The 18,392-nt window shown below is 67.7% G+C and carries 12 protein-coding genes and 1 pseudogene; 5 read left to right on the forward strand and 8 right to left on the reverse strand.

The features are described 5' to 3' along the window. Positions 1 to 44: 44 nt before the first annotated feature. Entirely contained in the window at positions 45 to 1,838 is a 1,794-nt protein-coding gene (locus LuPra_RS31225) for a GAF domain-containing protein (RefSeq protein WP_162472875.1), read from the reverse strand. A 72-nt stretch (positions 1,839 to 1,910) separates the two neighbouring features. Between LuPra_RS31225 and fabZ the strand changes: the two genes are divergently transcribed. Further along, entirely contained in the window at positions 1,911 to 2,372 is a 462-nt protein-coding gene (fabZ, locus tag LuPra_RS31230) for a 3-hydroxyacyl-ACP dehydratase FabZ (protein WP_110174407.1), read from the forward strand. Positions 2,373 to 2,446: 74 nt separating this feature from the next. On the opposite strand, the gene LuPra_RS31235 is transcribed toward fabZ, so the two are convergent. Next, on the reverse strand, positions 2,447 to 3,163 hold the full coding sequence (locus LuPra_RS31235; RefSeq protein ID WP_157899917.1) for a CsgG/HfaB family protein: 717 nt from the start codon (positions 3,161 to 3,163) through the stop codon (positions 2,447 to 2,449). A gap of 127 nt (positions 3,164 to 3,290) precedes the next feature. Between LuPra_RS31235 and LuPra_RS31240 the strand changes: the two genes are divergently transcribed. Further along, positions 3,291 to 4,856 (forward strand): hybrid sensor histidine kinase/response regulator, encoded by a 1,566-nt coding sequence (locus LuPra_RS31240; protein ID WP_110174409.1) that lies wholly within the window; start codon positions 3,291 to 3,293, stop codon positions 4,854 to 4,856. A gap of 146 nt (positions 4,857 to 5,002) precedes the next feature. Here the strand turns inward: LuPra_RS31240 and LuPra_RS33580 are convergent. Together LuPra_RS33580 and LuPra_RS31250 are read right to left on the reverse strand one after the other, a co-directional pair. Beyond that, positions 5,003 to 5,683: pseudogene (locus LuPra_RS33580) on the reverse strand (sigma-70 family RNA polymerase sigma factor); the annotation flags it as partial. A gap of 259 nt (positions 5,684 to 5,942) precedes the next feature. Continuing rightward, complete coding sequence (locus tag LuPra_RS31250) at positions 5,943 to 6,155, reverse strand: hypothetical protein (protein WP_110174411.1); 213 nt, start codon at positions 6,153 to 6,155, stop codon at positions 5,943 to 5,945. A 558-nt stretch (positions 6,156 to 6,713) separates the two neighbouring features. Between LuPra_RS31250 and LuPra_RS31255 the strand changes: the two genes are divergently transcribed. Together LuPra_RS31255 and LuPra_RS31265 are read left to right on the forward strand one after the other, a co-directional pair. Beyond that, positions 6,714 to 8,123, forward strand: coding sequence for a sigma-54-dependent transcriptional regulator (locus LuPra_RS31255; RefSeq protein WP_110174412.1), 1,410 nt, complete (start codon positions 6,714 to 6,716; stop codon positions 8,121 to 8,123). A 1,631-nt stretch (positions 8,124 to 9,754) separates the two neighbouring features. Further along, entirely contained in the window at positions 9,755 to 10,090 is a 336-nt protein-coding gene (locus LuPra_RS31265; RefSeq protein WP_257724545.1) for a Dabb family protein, read from the forward strand. A 190-nt stretch (positions 10,091 to 10,280) separates the two neighbouring features. Here the strand turns inward: LuPra_RS31265 and dusB are convergent, their stop codons facing one another. The 4 genes from dusB to LuPra_RS31285 all read right to left on the reverse strand — a co-directional run bounded on the left by dusB (position 10,281) and on the right by LuPra_RS31285 (position 17,639). Then, positions 10,281 to 11,435 carry a tRNA dihydrouridine synthase DusB gene (dusB, locus tag LuPra_RS31270; protein WP_110174415.1) on the reverse strand — a complete coding sequence of 385 codons (1,155 nt, stop codon included), beginning with the start codon at positions 11,433 to 11,435 and terminating at the stop codon, positions 10,281 to 10,283. Continuing rightward, on the reverse strand, positions 11,432 to 12,547 hold the full coding sequence (locus LuPra_RS31275) for a peptidylprolyl isomerase (RefSeq protein ID WP_162472876.1): 1,116 nt from the start codon (positions 12,545 to 12,547) through the stop codon (positions 11,432 to 11,434). Before LuPra_RS31275 ends, dusB begins: the two co-directional genes overlap by 4 nt. 328 nt (positions 12,548 to 12,875) lie before the next feature. Next, complete coding sequence (gene mfd / locus LuPra_RS31280; RefSeq protein WP_157899919.1) at positions 12,876 to 16,508, reverse strand: transcription-repair coupling factor; 3,633 nt, start codon at positions 16,506 to 16,508, stop codon at positions 12,876 to 12,878. Between the two features lie 255 nt (positions 16,509 to 16,763). Then, positions 16,764 to 17,639 carry a DUF3014 domain-containing protein gene (locus tag LuPra_RS31285; RefSeq protein WP_110174418.1) on the reverse strand — a complete coding sequence of 292 codons (876 nt, stop codon included), beginning with the start codon at positions 17,637 to 17,639 and terminating at the stop codon, positions 16,764 to 16,766. An 85-nt stretch (positions 17,640 to 17,724) separates the two neighbouring features. Here LuPra_RS31285 and LuPra_RS31290 point away from each other — a divergent pair, with 85 nt between their 5' ends. Beyond that, entirely contained in the window at positions 17,725 to 18,387 is a 663-nt protein-coding gene (locus LuPra_RS31290; protein ID WP_234800642.1) for a DUF5612 domain-containing protein, read from the forward strand. The last annotated feature ends 5 nt before the right edge of the window (positions 18,388 to 18,392 follow it).

The following is an 18,392-nucleotide window of genomic DNA, read 5'->3' on the forward strand; positions in this document are numbered from 1 at the left end:
TGTCCCGCACACTATCAGGACGTACGCCAGCGTCAACGCACGCATCACAGCGCTCGCACGGCGAGGGCGGTGATGTCGTCGTTCTGCAACGCATCACCCCGGAAGGCCGCGACGGCCTCGAAGATCGCGTCGACGATCTCGCGGGCACCGGCACCGCGGCGCGATTGGACGACCGCGGCGATGTTGTCACGGCCGAACTCGTCGCCGCTGGAATTCATCGCCTCGGAGACGCCATCGGAGTAGAACACGAACACGTCGCCTTTCGCGTAAGGCACGATGCACTCGTCGTACTCGATGCCGGGAAACGACCCCAGCGGCACGCCGGTGACGTCGATCCACTCGATGTCGCCAGCCGCGGTCATCTTCAGCGGGTAGGGCACGCCGGAGTTCGAGAGCGTCACCGTTCGTCGCTTGACGTCGAACAGGGCGTAGCAGAGCGTGAGATACATCTCCAGGAGCTGGCGATCGTGGAGGATGGTGTTCATCGCCTGGAGGACCGTCGACGGCGTGACCGCGGTGCTGACGTACCGCTTGCGGAACGTGCGGGACCGCACCAGTTCCGAAGCGAAGGCGCTGTAGAGCGCCGCTGGTACGCCCTTGCCGGACACGTCGCCGAGCACGACTACGAGCTGGTTGGCGAGCGGATCGAGGTAGTCGTGAAAGTCGCCGCCGAGCTCGCGCGCGGCGTCGAAATGCGCGGCGATGTCGAGGCCGCGGATTCTCGACGGCACCTCCTGCGGCAGCAGCGCCGTCTGCACGCGCTGCGCGATGCGCAGTTCGCGCTCGATACGCGACTGGTTGGTCGCCAGTTCCTGGTAGAGCCGGGCGTTCTGGATGGCGACCGCGAACTGGCTGGCGAGCAGCGTCGCGAACTCCACCTTGCCGGGATCGAACGCGTCGCGTTGGTCGGTGCTGAGGTCGAGGACGCCGATGCAATCGCCCTGGTAGAGCAGCGGCACTGCCATCTCCGAGGTCACGGTGTCGAACAGCTCGATGTAGCGCGGATCCTGGCGGACGTCGCCGCTGACGACGACCTCGCGGTGCAGCGCCGCGTAGCCGGTGATGCCCTCGCCGACGGCAATCGAGGTGACCTTCTCGTTGATGCCATAGGGCGTCGCCAGGTGCTTGACATCGAGCCGCTGGTTCTGCGGATTGAGCAGCAGGATGGCGAACGCCTTGTAGTCGATGACCTTCAGCGTGGCGGCGGCAAGCCGCTCGAACAACAGGTCGATGTCGAGGATGGACGAGATCTCGCGGCTGATTTCGAGCAGCGTCTCGAAGACCCGGGCATCCTTGGCCGCCTGCGTGTACAGCCGCGCGTTCTCGAGCGCGGTGGCGGCGTGGACGCCGAACTGGCGGACGATCGCCAGGTCCTTCTCGGTGAACGCGTGGCGATGGGCGCTGAGGATGTTGAGCGCGCCGATGGTCCGCGTGCGGTAGACGAGCGGCACGACGATGGTCGCGCGCATGCCCGGGACGTACCCCTTGTAGTTGGGGTCGTCGTCGAGATCGTTGACCAGCACGGCGCGGCGATCCTGCACCGCCAGACCGACGAGGCCCTCTCCCACCGGCAGCCGGATCGCTTCGGCGACGCCGCTCGGATAGCCGACCGAGTAGTCCACATGCAGTCCCGTGCCGGTCGGGTCGAGCATGTAGATGGCGAACGCATCGAACTGGATCAGGCGCTCGATGAGACGGGGAATCGTCTGCAGGAGCTCCTCCAGCGACAGCACCGACATGACCCGGCGCCCGAGGTCGAACAGCGTTCGCAGCGTGTCGTGATCGCTGATCGACCGCGCCGGCGGCGCTGGATGACTGGACGAAGGGGTCTGGGTCACGGGTGGGGCACGCCTGCGGCAGACGAGGCAGAACGGTGCCGCGAGGGTTGGCGGATTATACTTCCGGAGCGCATGGAACTGACCGTCCCCTTCGACTACCAGGCCATCGAGCGGATCCTGCCGCATCGATACCCGTTCCTCCTCGTGGACCGCATCACGGAATTCGAGGTGGACACGCGCGTGGTTGGTGTGAAGAACGTCACGGGCGACGAGAGCTACCTCTCCCGCGTGCACGGACAGGCGCCCGTGTTGCCGCCGACGATCCTGACCGAAGCCGTTGCGCAGGTGGGTGCGATTCTCATCCTGGCCAAGCCCGAGAACCGCGAAAAGCTCATCTATTTCATGGGGATCGAGCGCGTCCGTTACCGGCGCCCGGTGCATCCCGGCGACACGGTGATCATCGAGGCCCGCGTGCAGCGCCTGCGCAGCCGGATGGGCGTGCTGAAGGGCGTGGCCCGCGTCGGCGACCACGTCGTCGCCGAGGGCACGATGACCTTCGCGCTCGGCCCGCGCAACGAGGCGCGGACCGAGTGAACGGCTTAGGCTTACGGCTTAGGGCTCAAGCCTCAAGCGTCTAGCCTCTAGCCTCTAGCCTCTAGAAGCAGCAGTTACTGCAGATTGGTCTTCTTCGCCACGAGGTTGGTCAACAGCATCCCGACTGCCTTCTCGGTTGCTTCCCCGAGAATCGTCTCGCGGAACTCCGACGATCCCATCGCCACTTCGCCGCCGCCACCTGCGCCGCCACCGCCGGCGGCACCGAGCAGCAGGCCGCTGCGCGATGATTCGGCCTGCCCCTTGGCGCTGATCATGATCTCGCCGGTCGACGTGTCGACCATGCGCACGGTGACCGCGACGGTCGCCTTGCCCTTCGACGTGCCGACCTTGCCCAGGCCGAACTTGCCGCCACCGAACGCGCCGCCGTTGACGCCGACGTTCTTGTTCTCGGTGCCGAACTTCGTGATCGACCCGACGATCAGGTACTTCACGCCGAGGGCCTTGCCGATCTTGGCCACCGAGGCCGCGTCCGGCTCAGCCCGTTCGCTATTGGAGAAGTTCTGTTCGGCAAGGATGGCGTCGAGTCGCTTCCGCTCGATGACGCGGAACGATCCGTCGTTGACCAGCTCGTCCACGAGGAGATCGGCCACGCCCTTGCCGATGTCCCAGTTGCCCGACCACCACTGCTGGACGCTGCCAAAGTCCATGTCCAGCACCGCCACGGTCGGGCGCGAGGCGCGGGCCGACTGGGCGGCAGCAAGGTCTGGCGTCGCGACGACAGCCAGGGCAGCGGCACCAGCGGCGACGATCGAACGAAGGAAGGTACGCATGAACTTCTCCATGACTCTTTCTGGTCCTGCGACTCGAGTCGGGCTTCAGCCAGTCTGAAGCCCGTGGCGGCGGGGAGGCACTCCCCCGGGGGACGAGCGGAGCGCGTGCTAGAGTGGCCCCGCGTTCATGGCCGCACTGATCGAAACGGACGGTCACCCATCGGACGAACAGCCGTGGCTCGCATTGGTCGCCGCGTTGCCGGTGGGACTCGCCGTGGCGGCCCTCACCGACGAGGGCGCCGGACGCATCCTGGCCGCCAACCCGGCACTCCGCGCACTGCTGCGTGGCGCCAGCGGTACCCCCCCCGACCTGCTCGACGAGGGCACCTGGGTCGATCTCGAAGAACGCAATCGGCTGCGCGCGGCGCTGCGTGACTCCTCGGGGATCGTCGACATGCCGGCGCGCCTTCGCCGCGCCGACGGCACCATTGGCTATGTCGAGATCACCGGGTCCCGGGTCCCGGGTACCGGGTACCGGGTACCGGGGCCGGTCGATTCAGGGGCGACTGTCTATCTCCTGGTACGAGATGTCGGCGAGCGGCGGCGACGGGAAGAGCAATCCCGGGACCTCTATCAGCAACTACTGCAGTCCGAGAAGATGGCGGCGCTGGGCCAGACGATGTCCGGAGTGGCGCACGAGCTGAACAATCCGCTCGGGGCCATCCTCGCGCTGGCCGAGCGCCTCCGCCTGCAGGGCGCCCGCACGCCGCTGGCCGCTGGCCTGGCCACCCTGCACAAGGAAGCGGAGCGCGCGGCCCGCATCGCGCGCCAGTTGCTCACATTCGCCCGCAAGCGCCACACCACGCGCCTGATGGTCCCGGTCAACGAAGTCGTCGCCGAAACCGTCCGCCTTCGTGAGGCAGACCTGCAGCGTGCGGGCATCCGGGTGACGACGTCGCTGGCCGCCGACCTGCCGGACGTGTTCGCGGACCCGCACCAGTTGCAGCAGGTGGTGCTCAACCTGCTGATCAACGCCGAGCATGCCCTGCTCCGCAGCGACACCGGTGGCCACGTGCGCGTGCGAACGCTCGCCGTAAGCGCCGACAGCGTCCGAATCGACATCGAGGATGACGGTCCCGGCATGAGCGAGGAGGTGCTGGGTCACATCTTCGACCCGTTCTTCACCACCAAGGACGTCGGTGAAGGCACCGGGCTCGGTCTGGCTGTCGCACAGGCGATCGTCGCTGAGCACGGCGGGCGCATCGACGTGACGTCGCAACCCGGCGCAGGCGCCCGGTTCGCGATCGTCCTGCCGGCGGCGGGCGCGACCGTGCACGCCCCGCGGGCGCGCACCGCTCCCGTGGCCGACACGTCCGACAGGTTCGGGGAAGGGCTGCGCGTGCTGCTCGCCGACGACGAGCCGGCACTGGCGGGTGCCGTCGCCGACACGCTGCGCGATGCAGGGTTCGACGTGACGATGGCCAGCGACGGCGAGGAGGCGCTGGCCAAGGCACGGGCGCAGACGTTCGACGCGGTGATCTGCGACCTGCGCATGCCCCGCGTCGATGGCCCGACGTTCTATCGGGCCATTGCGGAGTTCTCGCCCCCTCAGGCGCGGCGGGTGATTTTCGTCACGGGCGACGTCACCGGAACCGAAGCCGCGCGCTTCCTCGATGAGAGTGGCTGTCCCTGGCTCGCCAAGCCGTTCCGGCTTGTCGAACTCCTCCGCGTCGTCCGCGACATCGTCGGATAGGCGAGCAGCTTGCCCTTGGGGGTCGCGGCGTCGAGCACGGCGTCCGGCGCAACCGCCCGCAGCGTTCGCGCCTCCTGGAGATCGACCAGCGCCGCCACCATCCGCGACGGGTTGTCGGCGTAACCGCACGTGAGCAGGGCGTCCTTGAGACGCGTCAGGGCACGGGCGTGCAGTTGCGAGATGCGCGACTCGTTCACCCCGAGAGCCTGCCCGATCTGCTTCATCGTGGCGTCCTGGAAGTAGTAGAGCGAGAGCAGGCGGCGGTCGCGCGGCTGCAGGAGACTCATCGCGGCGCGGAGGCGTTCGCGCCGCTCCAGCGTCACGTACCGGTCGTCCGGAGATGGAGGCGCGGAAGGCACGCACCCCGGGGGCAGGTTCGCGTCCTGCGCGTCGCCACCGGCGGCGGCCGACGTCGCCTCGATGGTCTTGATGCGGACGATCGTGCGGCCGAGACGCTCCTCGTCGGTTCCGAGATGGGCGGCCAGATCAGCCAGGGACGGCTCGCCACCGGTGCTGACGCGCAGTGCCTCACGCGCGGCCTCGAGTTCCCGGCGGACACGGCGGACGCCGCGCGGCCAGGCGTCACGCCTCAGCGCGTCAATCATGGCGCCGCGGACGCGGCGTTCCGCAAAGGTCTCGAAGCGGATGCCGCGGTCCTCGTCGTAGCGATGCACGGCGTCGATGAGGCCGAGCATCCCGTCCTGCACGAGGTCGCCGACGTCCACACCCGACGGCATCGAGGCGGCCATCCTGCGCGCAAGTGCTTCCACGAACGCCCGGCTGGCGATCACGCGACTCTGCTGGTCTTCACGAAGGGGCTGCAACACGTCAGTCTCCTGTCACTCGCGCGCCGGCTGGGAGTCGGCGGGACCGGGCTTGGACCGGTGCCGGTCTTCCCTAGAGCAACCATGGTGCCAAAGGGATGACGGGAGATACTGTCGCCGGGGAATTACTGATAAATGTCTATTCTGTAATGCTTTGGAGACATTCGTCGGACTGGCGTCCGGCCGAGCTGTCCTCCAGGGTCCGGCTCACGTGACGGATTTTTGACGAAACAGCAGATCCGTTCGTCGGATTGTTGACGCTTCAGCGTGAGTCCAGGAGACCTTCCGGGAGCTGCCGGCGGATCTCCTTCACCGCGTCGAGTGCACTGACGGCTGCCTGCACGACGTCGGCCGCACGCGTGCGGGTCCCCGCGTCAGGACAACGCGTCTCGATCAGCTCGGCGTTGACTAGGACGATGCCCAGGTGGTTGTTGAGGCGGTGGAAGAGTTCGGCCAGGGGCCCAAGGTCTGTCATGGCGGGCGGATACCGTGAGGTGGTATCGGGCGTTCGGAGCTACGGCTGTAGGAAAACAGGAATTTGGCAATTCAGGCTTCTTTCACGACATTCAGAATGAAGTGCGGGGCTGACACCACCTGGCTGCCGCCCCACTGCAGGCCAGCACCGAGCTGGGTTGCGTGGTTCATTCGTCGGTGGACTTGTGGCGCTGGTGGGGCGGCGCTCAATTCTGAATGTCAGCGAAGTGAGCCCGAATTCCGAATTGCCCCGGGCGTGTGCCTGCACGCCGAAGCGGGGGGGTGCAGGTCAGCATCAGTTGCGCTGCGTAGTTGTTCCCCGGAGGGACTTGTGGCGCTGCTGGAGCTGCGCCTAATTCTGAATGTCAGCGAAGTGAGCCCGAATTCCGAATTGCCCCGGGCGTGTGCCTGCACGCCGAAGCGGCGGGTACCCCGAGCCTGCGCCCTGGAGGCGGCGGCCCTCCCGTCGTGGTCCGTGTTGAAGGCGTGCCTGCACGCCGAAGCGGGGACGCCCCGATTCCGACGCCCCCCGCGAAGGCGTGTCAATATATTGGCGCCCATGAGTCAACCCTCCCGCCCCTTGCTGCTGGTCGATGACGAGGGCGCGTTCCGGCGCGGGGTTGCGGAGTACCTGTCCGGTACCGGCTTCACGGTGACCGAGGCGTCGACCGTCGCCGAAGCCCTGGAGCAACTCGAGGGGTTTGCCTTCGACGTGGTGCTCACGGATCTGCGGTTGCCCGACGGTGAGGGCACGACGGTGCTCGACGCGGCCCGTGCCCGCTACCCTGACATCCTCGTGCTTGTCGTCACCGGCCACGGATCCATCCGGGCGGCCGTGGATGCCATTCGGCAGGGGGCAGCTGACTTCGTGACCAAGCCCTTCCAGCTCGCCGAACTCGACCTGGCGCTTGGCCGGGCCATCGAGCGCCAGCGCCTGCAAGCGGAGAACACATACCTGCGCGAGCAGCTTCGGGAACGGTATCGGCTCGCGCAGTTGGTGGGGCGCAGTCCCGCGATGCAGGAGGTGTTCAAGATCGTCGAGACGGTGGCGCCGACCAACAGCACCATCCTGATCCTCGGCGAGACAGGCACTGGCAAGGAGCTGGTCGCGCGCGCGATCCATCAGATCAGCACGAGGTCAGGCGAGAAGTTCGTCGCGCTCAACTGCAGTGCCATCCCCGAGTCGCTGCTCGAGGCGGAGCTGTTCGGGCACGTCAAGGGCGCGTTCACCGGCGCGATCGCGAGTCGCCCGGGCCGATTCGAGCTCGCCCATCGCGGCACCCTCTTCCTCGACGAGATCGGGACCATGCCCGTGCCGCTGCAGGCCAAGCTGCTGCGGGCGCTGCAGGAGCGCGAGGTGGAGCGCATCGGCGAGGCGCGCCCGATCAAGATCGACGTGCGTGTGCTGGCCGCGACCAATGCCAACCTGGACGAGATGGTGCGGCAGGGCACGTTCCGCGAGGACCTCTTCTACCGCCTCAACGTCATCCCGGTGCAGTTGCCGCCGCTGCGGGAACGGCGCGACGATGTGCCGCTGCTGGTGCGCGACATGTTGCAGCGGCTCGGCGCCCAGTCGGTGCCGCCGCGAATCGATGTGACGTTCTCGCAGGAGGCGATGCGCCGACTGATGGCGTACGACTGGCCCGGCAACATCCGGCAACTCGAGAACACGGTGGAGCGCGCCCTGGCGCTGAGTCCGGGCCGATCGCAGATCGACGTGAGCGTGCTTCCGCCCGATGTCCGCGGCGATCGCCCTGACGACCGTGGCGTCACCATCAACCTGCCCGAGCAGGGACTCGATCTCGAACAGGAACTGGCGTCGGTCGAACGTGTCTACATTGCCCAGGCGCTGGCGCGGACCGAACAGAACCGCAGCCGCGCGGCCGATCTGCTCGGCGTCAAGCGGACGACGCTGGTAGAGAAGATCAAGCGGCTGGAACGCCTGGGGCTCGGGGACGGGCTACAGTAAATTTCAAATTTCGAATTTCAAATTTCAAGGACTCCCACATGGCACGCGGCGCCTTCTGGACCATCATCGTCGACGATCAGCCGACGGCATTCCGCGCGCCGGTACGCGAGGACCTGCTGCCGACGCTGAAGCAGCTGCATCGGCAGCACCCGACGGCCGTCATCAAGTGGTTCCAGCGCGGGCGGCTGTGGGAGACCCCCGGCGACGCGATGGATGCCACCAAGCCGCCCAGCCGCGGCGTCGGCTGGCGGCCGGGCGGCGCCCACAAGGATCCGCGCGACCAGTACAAGGTGCCGCGCGACGTGAAGCGGGCGCGCTGGGCGTCGCAGGCTGCAGACGGGCGGGGGCCGTGGATGAAGGGGGACAAACCCTTTAACGCCGAACGCCTGCCGCGCCGAAGCCCCGGGGCGGAGGCGGGCAGAACGACTTCGTCGACGGGCACCGGGCACCGGGAAACGGGAACCGGCGGACGTCCACCACGCGCCGACAGGCCTACAGGTGATCGGCCGGCGTGGAAGCCGAAGGGCGACAGCGCGACGAACGACGAACGCCTGCCGCGCCGAAGCCCCGAGGCGGAGGCGGGCAGAACGACTTCGTCGACGGGCACCGGGCACCGGGAACCGGGAACCGGCGGACGTCCACCACGCGCCGACAGGCCTACAGGTGATCGGCCGGCGTGGAAGCCGAAGGGCGACAGCGCGACGAACGACGAACGCCTGCCGCGCCGAAGCCCCGAGGCGGAGGCGGGCAGAACGACTTCGTCGACGGGCACCGGGCACCGGGAACCGGGAACCGGCGGACGTCCACCACGCGCCGACAGGCCTACAGGTGATCGGCCTGCGTGGAAGCCGAAAGGCGACGGGCCCTTTGCGGCGCGCGGCGAGAAGCCCGCGTGGAGGCCCAGGGAGGATCGGGCGACCAACGCCGAACGCCTGCCGCGCCGAAGCCCCGGGGCGGAGGCGGGCCGAACGACTTCATCGACGGGCACCGGGAACCGGGAACCGGGAACCGTTGGACGCCCGCCCCGCGCCGACAGGCCGACAGGTGATCGGCCAACGGGTGAACGGCCTGCCTGGAAGCCGAAAGGCGACGGGCCTTTCGCGGCGCGCGGTGAAAGACCCGCGTGGAAACCCAAGGCGGACCGTGCGACCAGCGCCGAGGGCAGGCCTGCGTGGAAGCCCAAAGGCGATCGGCCAGCGGGTGATCGACCGGCGTGGAAACCAAAGGGCGATGGCCCGCCGGCGGTCCGCGGCGAGAAGCCCGCCTGGAAGCCGAAAGGCGACCGGCCCACTGGCGACCGGCCCGCGTGGAAGCCCAAAGGCGATCGGCCAACGGGTGATCGACCGGCCTGGAAACCGAAGGCGGACGGCGCGCGGCCGGCAAAGCCCGGCTATCGCGGCACTGGGACCGGTGGTGGAGACAGGCCGCGCAGCAGCGCGTCGCGCGGTGACTGGCGTGGCGATCGCCCGGGCCGCGATGCGACTCCGCGGCCCGGCGGCGATCCACCGGCGCCTGCGAAGAAGGCCCGCACTTGGCGCGCTGGCGAGGTTCCGCCAGCGGATCGGAAGCGGAAAAAGAGCGATGACTAGAGCTGGTCGGACCACGGCGGCCCGGCCGTGATCGTGCACGTCGTGCTCTTTCGTCCGCGACCGGACGTCAGCGACGGCGACCGCGACCGCATGCTCGAGGCGATGCGAGTGGCGGCGCGAGACATCCCCACCGTCCGGCGATTCCGCATCGGCGCACATATCGCGGAGGCGGTGCCTTACGTGATCAGCGGCTTTCCGTCCTTTCCGTGGATCGCACTGCTGGAGTTCGACGACGAGGCCGGGCTGCGAACCTACCTCGCGCATCCGCTGCATCGCGACCTTGGCGCGCGCTTCAACGCGACCGCGGAAGCCGCGATGATCTACGACTTCGCCATCACCGAAGAACTCGGTCAATTCAAAAGTCAATATTCAGAATGAAGGTCAAGCGATGCGTATCCGCAGCTCGACACACTCGAGGCAGCTCGCAGCGCCCTCAATTTTGAATTCTGAATGTCAGCGAAGGGCGCCTGAATTGCCTGTGCTGAATGTCATCAACGTGAGCCTCAACTGCCGGATCGCATGATGGCGCTGTACGCCCCGCGCTCAATTCTGAATTCTATATTCTGAATTACTTGTAGAAGAATTCGCCGATGAGCTCGCGTACGTGCGTGACCGACTCTGCGTGGTTGATCGCCGTACGGAAGTTCGATCCGCCCTCGTAGCCCTTCGAATACCACGCGTTGAGCGCCCGCAGCTTGTTCACCACCCAGCGTTCGCGGCCACGCGCCGGCGCGCGCAGCGCTGACCGCTGGTAGGGCCCGCTCTCCGAGCGGGCCGTCTCCTCTTCATCGACAATGTGCGGCGCGGTGTGACGGAACCCCTCGGCCTCGCCAACCCGCTCGTTCATCAGCAACTCGATGTACTCGAGCAGGAACTGCCCGCGGTCGCGCATGGTGACAACGCGTGCGTCGCGTCCGGCAGCCAGGTCGGCCGCCTGCGCGAGGATCCACGGATTGCGCAGGACGCCGCGGCCCACCAGCACGCCGTCTGGTCCCGTCCGCAAGCGATCGATGACGTGTTCCGGCTCGACGCAGTCGCCGCTGCCGAACACGGGAATCGAGACCTGCTCGGCCACGAGCGCGATGAGCGACCAGTCTGAGCTGCCGGCGTAGGCCTGCTTCGCGGTCCGGCCGTGCACGGTCACCGCCGCCGCACCGGCGTCCTCCACCATGCGCGCCAGCACCGGCGCATTGATCTCGTCGTCGTTCCAGCCGGCCCGCATCTTGACGGTGACCGGGATCCGCACCGCCCTGGCCATCGCTTCGACGATGGCGGCGGCATGCCGCGGGTCACGCATCAACGAACAGCCCGCATTGTGCTTGGAGATCTTGGGGACCGGGCAGCCCATGTTGATGTCGACGATGTCGGCACCCATGCCCTCGACGATGCGCGCGGCGTCGGCCATCTTCGCCGGATCGCCGCCGAAGATCTGGATCGAGACGGGGCGCTCTTCTTCCGTGTATTCGGCGTACTCGAGCGTCCTGTCGATGCCGCGCACGAGCCCCTCGGAGCTGACCATCTCGGTGACGACGAGCCCGCATCCGCCCTGCCGCTTGACGAGGCGGCGGAAGGCGGTGTCGGTCATGCCGGCCATCGGCGCAACGCCCACGGGCGCGGCGAGCGCGATCCGACCGATCCTGGGACGATTGGAGGATTTCGGCTGCGGTGGGTCAGGCGTCGCGGCTACGTCGGTCGCGGTGACGACGGACGTCGGCAGGCTCACGGGTTCGAGCCGGCCTTGGGTGGCGCCGCGGGGCGCGCCTTGGCGGCTTCCTCGACGAGGGCCTTTCCGGCCTCCACCACGCCCACGTCGAAGGCGGCCTTGAGCGACGGGCTCTTCCACTCGATGATTGCCTGGGCGCGGAGGCGCTCGAGATACTTGAGCACTTCGCCGGCGCGACGCTGGTTGAAGACCTTGTCCGCGATCTGATCGCGTGCTTCTTCGAACGTCGCCTGCTTGCGGGGCACCCGCGCGTCCAGCTTGAGGAGCCGATAGCCATTGCCGGCATCGAGCGGCTCGGACACCTGCCCGACCTTGAGCGTGGACAGTAGCTTCTGGATGTCGGGATTGAGTTCCTCCACCCCGAGCGGACCGATCAGGCCGCCGTTGGCCTTGGACGCGGCATCGGAGACTTCACCGGCGACGGCAGCAAAGTCCTCCTTCAGCACGCGCTGGCGGATCTGTTCGATCTTCTCGCGCGCGGCGGTCATCGCGGCTTGCGCGGCGGCCGGGCCCTCGGCCGGCGCCGTCGTCGCGGCGCGCACGAACAGTTCCCGCAGGGTGACGGACTCGTTGGTGAGGAACTCTTCCTTGTGCGCATCGAAATACGCGCGCGACTCCTCTTCCGAGATGCTGATGCGCGCGAACACGTCCTGCTGCTGAACGCGATTGATCAGCATCTGCTTTTCGAACGCCTTGCGCAGCCCGGGAATCGTCAGGCCTTCCTGCTTCAACGCCGCCTGGAACTTCTCCTCGGTATCGAGCTTGTTCTCCTTGCGGATGTTGGCGAGGATGCCGTTGAACTGCTCGTCGGTCATCTTGAGCCCGAGCTCGCGCCCGCGCTGGACGAGCAGCAGTTCGTCGATGGCGTTGACGATGACTCGCGGCGTGACCTCGTCGAGCATCTTGCGCAGCGCCACGTCGTTCTGCAGGTCGGCGGCCGTGACGTTCGGGTTGCTGGCGCGCAACGCCGACACCTGCAACTGTTCGACGTCCGTCTTGGTGAGGATCTCGCCGTTGACCTTCACCAGCACCTGCTCGATCACGTCGGCGCGCAATCCCGCGACCGACAGGCCGAGCGCCAGCCCGAGGACCCCGAAAATACGCAAAGTCATACGCTTCATCGCTTTACACAGTGTAACCGGGGCGGGCCAGGATCTCAGGATCTCAGGATCTCAGGAACCCAGGGCTTAGGGCTTAGGCTCAGAATCTCGAGCTCAGCCGCAGCGGGGACACACGCCAGCGCCCTTGAAAACCTGGAACCTGCAGCCGGCATGTCATTTGACGATCCCGACCGTAGCTGTGGCGGTACAACATACAGGTCCTGGACGCCTGTGACCGCAATAACTGGTGTTGGTGCGCTAGACCGTAAGCCCTAAGCCTCAGCCCGTAGCCCGTAGCCCGTAGGCCGTAGCCTGTAGGCTGTAGGCTGCAGGCTGCAGGCTACAAGTCGTCGCTGAGTTCCCTCATCACCCCCGCGACACGGGCAAACAAGCCGTCAGGCGCCCGCGGGTCTTCCGGCATCGGCTTCAACACCTCCGCCTTCGTGAAGCCCGGGGCGACCTCGCCGGCCGTGGCGCGGACGGTCCACCACGACGGTCCGCGGCCCTTGGCGACGGGCTGATGCGTGGCGGGCGCCTGACGCGCCGAGGGGCCGGGCCTGCCGGGGAAGGCCGGGCTCCCGCCTTCGCCAGGGCTTCGGCGGGCATGCGGAGAGCCGGCCCTACCAATCGAAGGCGCGACCGCAGGAGGCGCAAGATCCAGCTTGAGATGACCCGGCGGCACGAGCCGGAGGTCGACCCGGCGGTCCACCACCGACAGCAGTCGCAGTGGGTCCACGTTGGCTGCATCCCGGAACTTGAAGACGATCGTCTTGCCCTCGCGCTCGATGGCATCGAGCTTGAGGTGATCGGCCATGACCCGCAGGCGAGCATGATCGGCCAGGCTCAGCACCGATTCCGGCACCGGGCCATACCGATCGCGTACGTCGTCCACCACGCGATCGACCTCGGGCCCGGTGCGGGCCTGCGCGACCTGGCGATAGATGCCCAGCCGCTGGTTCGTGTCCGGGATGTAGCCTTCGTCGATGCGGAACTCGACGCCCAGGTTGACGGTCGCGCGCCGGTCGTCCTCGAGGTCCTCGCCCTTCAGTTCGCGAATCGTCTCTTCGAGGAGCTTGGTGTACATCTCGAAGCCGATCGCTTCGATATGGCCACTCTGCTCGCCGCCGAGCAGGTTGCCGGCGCCGCGGATCTCGAGGTCGAGTGCCGCGATGCGGAAGCCGCTGCCGAGGGCGCTGAACTCCTTGATCGCCGCGAGGCGCTTGCGCGCGACCTCCGAGAGCGAGTCCACGGGCGGGATCAACAGGTACGCATACGCGCGCCGGTCCGATCGGCCGACGCGCCCGCGCAACTGGTACAACTGACCGAGCCCATAGCGGTCGGCGCGGTTGATGATCATCGTGTTGGCGTTCGGGATGTCCAGGCCGTTCTCGATGATCGTCGTCGCCAGCAACACGTCGTAGCGACGCTCGATGAAGTCCACCATGACCTTCTCGAGCGCGTCCTCGCCCATCTGCCCGTGACCGACGCCGATGCGCGCGCCGTCGGGCGACACGCGTTGCAGCAGACCCGCCATCGAGTGGATGGACTCGACGCGGTTGTGCACGACGTAGACCTGCCCGCCGCGTTCGAGTTCCTTGGCGATCGCCGTACCGATGATCTTCGGGTCGAACGGCAGCACCGCGGTCTGCACGGCCTGCCGATCGTGGGGCGCGGTCTCGATCACCGACATGTCGCGAATGCCGACGAGCGACATGTTGAGGGTGCGCGGGATGGGCGTCGCACTCATCGTGAGCACGTCGACGCGCTTGCGCATCTGCTTGATGCGCTCCTTGTGGGTGACGCCGAAGCGCTGCTCTTCGTCGACCACGAGCAATCCGAGGTCCCTGAACTCGACGTCCTTGGCGAGCAGGCGATGCGTGCCGACGAGGATGTCCAGCTTGCCCTCGCGCAGGTGCTTCAACGATTCGGCCTGCTCGGCCCTGCTGCGAAACCGGCTGACCATGTCGATACGCACCGGAAACGCCGCAAAGCGCGTGCGCAACGTCTTCAGATGCTGCAGCGCGAGCACCGTCGTCGGTGCCAGCACGGCCACCTGCTTGCCGTCCATGACCGCCTTGAAGGCGGCGCGCATCGCCACTTCCGTCTTGCCATAGCCGACATCGCCGCACAGCAACCGATCCATCGGCGTCGACGACTCCATGTCGCGCTTGATGTCGATGACCGAGTTGGCCTGGTCAGGCGTGAGGTCGTATGGAAAGGCGCCCTCGAATTCCTCCTGCCAGTGCGTGTCCGGCGGGAAGGCGTGGCCCTGGACGGCCTTGCGCGCGGCATAGAGCTTGAGCAGCTCGTCGGCCATGTCGCGCATCGCCTTCCTGACGCGCGACTTGGCCTTCTCCCACGTCGCGCCACCGAGGCGATCGAGTGTCGGGCGGCCGCTGCCCGAGAACTTCTGGACCAGGTCGAGCCGATCGACCGGGACGAAGAGCTTGTCGTCGCCGGCATAGCGCAGCTCCATGAACTCGCGCGTCTCGTGACCGACGTTGATCTGCTTCAGCCCGACGAAGACACCAATGCCGTTGTCGACGTGGACGACGTGGTCGCCGACCTTGAGATCGCGGAAGTCCGAGAGGAAGGCCTTGGCGGCCGAGGCGCGGCGCTGGTGGCCGACACGTTCCTCGTCGAAGATGTCGGTCTCGGCAAAGAGCCGCATCTTCGCGGCAGGAAGACGGAACCCCTGGGTGAGCTGACCGGTCGTGACGAGCAGCGCGCTGCCGGACGTGACCTCGGCGCGGCTGATGTCGACGGCGACGACGCCGTAGTCGCGCAGGATCTCGATGACGCGTTCCGCGCGGCCCGCGGTCTCGGCCACGAGCACCGATGTTTCGCCCTGCTCTCGCGCAGCTCGCAGTTCGCCGACCCACTCGGGGACGCGGCCGTGAAACGTCGGCACCGGCTGACACGACACGTAGCGCTCGCTCACCGTCGCGCGCACTGCGTCGAGCGAGTCCGCGGCGCCATCGACCATGTCGAGGTCGGCGGCAAACGTCTCCAGCTTGGTGGCAGACGGCAGCATCGACATCACGTCCGGCCACGGCAGCATCAACTTCGCGGGCGGGACCACCCGTTCCTCGCGAGCGAGCGCGTCGTGGTAGCTGTCGAGGAGGGTCGTGAAGCGGCGGTCGCCGGCCTCGCGTACCTTGTCGAACTCGGACACGAACAACCGCAGTCGAGAAGCGCGGCCAAGGTAGCTGAAGAACGTGGCGGGACGCTCGGCGTCGCGGCCTTCGAGGGTGTCGGCCGTCTCGCGGACCGGCGCCACGGTCACGCGATCGAGCGCGGCGACCGATCGCTGCGTCGCCGGATCGAACTGGCGAATGGACTCGATGGTGTCGCCGATGAACTCGAGTCGGACAGGCAGGCGGTCACCGGCCGGGAAGATGTCGGCGACACCGCCGCGAATCGAGAACTCGCCGTGCTGATCGACCGGATCCTCGCGCGTGAATCCAGCCCGCACCAGGATGTCGGCAAGTTCCATGGGGTCGATGTCGTCGCCCGGCGCGAGTTCCAGCGACGCTGCCACCAGCGTGGCGGGATCGGGCAACCGGGGTAGCAGCGCGGCGGCCGACGCGACGACGACCCTGGCGTGTCCAGTGGCGAGCGCGTGCAAGGCACGGGCGCGCGCCGACGCCACGTCGAAGTGCGGCAGCAGCCCCCGATAGGGGTCCACCTCTGGCGAGGGCAGCGCCAGGACGCCGCGATCGAGCGCTGCGCCACTCAATCCTTCGATGCTGCCGAGGAAGAAGCGCGCGTCGCTGACAAACGCCTCGATGTCCTTGTCGGCCGGCACGATGACGACGGCCGGAGCGTTCTGCGAGGCGGCCGCCACGGCCAGCGCCTTGGCCGCCGGCGTCAGCCCGGACAGGCACGTTGCCGCAGCCGCCAGCCCCGTGGTCGAGGCCGCGTCCTTGAGCAGGAAGCGAAGAGAAAGGGACGAGCCTGAAGTTCCGGACATCGTGAGGCGGTCGGCCAGACTCACCAGAATAACAGCGGGTACCGGGTACCGGGTACCGGGTACCGGGTACCGGGTACCGGGAGTCGGCTGGGGCTCGGGTAGGGCCACGTAATGCCGGAATGCCTCGAATGCCGGGAATGTCGAAGGAAGCGCCGGGCTGTGCCTTGGGCGCCGAAGCCTGGGCGGAGGCGGCCAGCCCGGCGTTCGGGCCCTCGGAGTCGAGAGTCGGCAGCGACTGCAGGCCGCGGCCCGCGGTCAGGACCGGGATCGCAGCTGATCGGCCGGGATGCCGAGCGCGATGCCGAATGCCCGCAGCCGCTCCTGCACGCGGCGTGCGCGATCCGGCCCAAGGCGCAACAATTGCCGCTGCGCGGCCGAGAGGCCCTCGTATCGCTCGTCGTTATACGCGTAGTTGATGCCCCTGGCCTGCTGCATTTGAGCGTTCGGCGGTGGTAACGGTGTCGCCAGCAGATGCCGGATGGCGCGGGTCATCGCGTCGTCGAACGTACCGCCAGCGCCAAGCTCCGCGTACGCCTCCTCGAGGCGTGGCTTGAGCCGTCCATAGAGCCGCGCGAGCTGGGGGGTCGGCATGTCCTCGACGAGGATCACGAGCCCGTCGTACCGTGCGTAACTGGCCGGATCGATCGTCAGTTCGTCGCCACGCTGCTGCACCTTGAACGGCGCGCGGGGTGCGACGGCACGAACCTGGCCCGCGGGTGAGTCTCCCCGCGCAATCGCGTCGACGCTGACGGCGAACCGGCGTACAAGGCCGTCCGAGGCCAGGAGGGCTGCAAGCTCCGGACGCGACGAAAGGACGGCGAGGAGCGGCCTCACGTACCCGTCGAGGTTACCCAGGGGAGGAAGGTTCGGGTCGGGCTCCCCGACGCCCAGCCCTTGTACCTGCGGCACCGGGCGCTCCACCACCTCCTCGGTCGGGACCCTGCCGATGGCCTCGGCCGGGGACTTCGACGTCCGCGGTGCCCACCACCACAAGGCACCGACGACGACGGCGACGAGCACGAACAGCCCGATCCAGGCGAGGCGGTTGTTCGCGGTGTGGTCGCGTCGGGGCACGAGCAGCGGCTCCCGCCCATCGTCTTGTCCGCGCAGTCGATCGAGGTCCTCGTCCATGGCATTTCTCCCGGCTCACCCACCGCTCGCTGACCTTCTGACGTCCACCTTCTTCCAAAGGCTCGTCTTCCCGTACCATTCCCGCGTGCCAGATCGGGTCACCCCGCTTGCCCTCGTGCTTACCACCCGGAGCGGGCCGGGCGTACTTCATGCCGTAAGCGGAATCATCGCCGAACATGGCGGCGACATCACCAGCCTGACGATCGTCGAGAACAGCCCGGACGTGACGCGCCTGCTGCTGGAGGTGTCGGCACCGGATGCCGAGGCCCTACTGACCGATCTCGCCGCCGCCGAGCCGGTGCAGGCCGTCGAGCGCGTGGCCACGTTCCAGCACGTGTTCGGCAAGCGCGTGATCATCATGGGTGGCGGCGCGCAAGTTGGCCAGGTCGCCATAGGCGCCATCGCCGAGGCCGACCGGCACAACATCCGCGGCGAGAAGATCTCGGTGGACACGATTCCGCTTGTCGGTGAACAGGCGCTCGCCGAAGCCGTGCGCGCCGTGTCGCGCCTGCCGCGCGCCCGCGTGCTCGTCCTCGCGGGATCGCTGATGGGTGGCGAGATCGAGACGGCGGTCCGCGAAGTTCGCGCGCAGGGGTTGACGGTCATCAGCCTCAACATGGCCGGCAGCGTGCCGGACGCGAGCGATCTCGTGGTGACCGATCCGGTGCAGGCCGGCGTGATGGCAGTGATGGCCATCGCCGACACGGCGCGTTTTCGCATCGACAGGCTGACGAAGCGAGTGTTTTGAAACGT

Origin of the sequence: Luteitalea pratensis, assembly GCF_001618865.1 — a bacterium.
Classification (GTDB): domain Bacteria; phylum Acidobacteriota; class Vicinamibacteria; order Vicinamibacterales; family Vicinamibacteraceae; genus Luteitalea; species Luteitalea pratensis.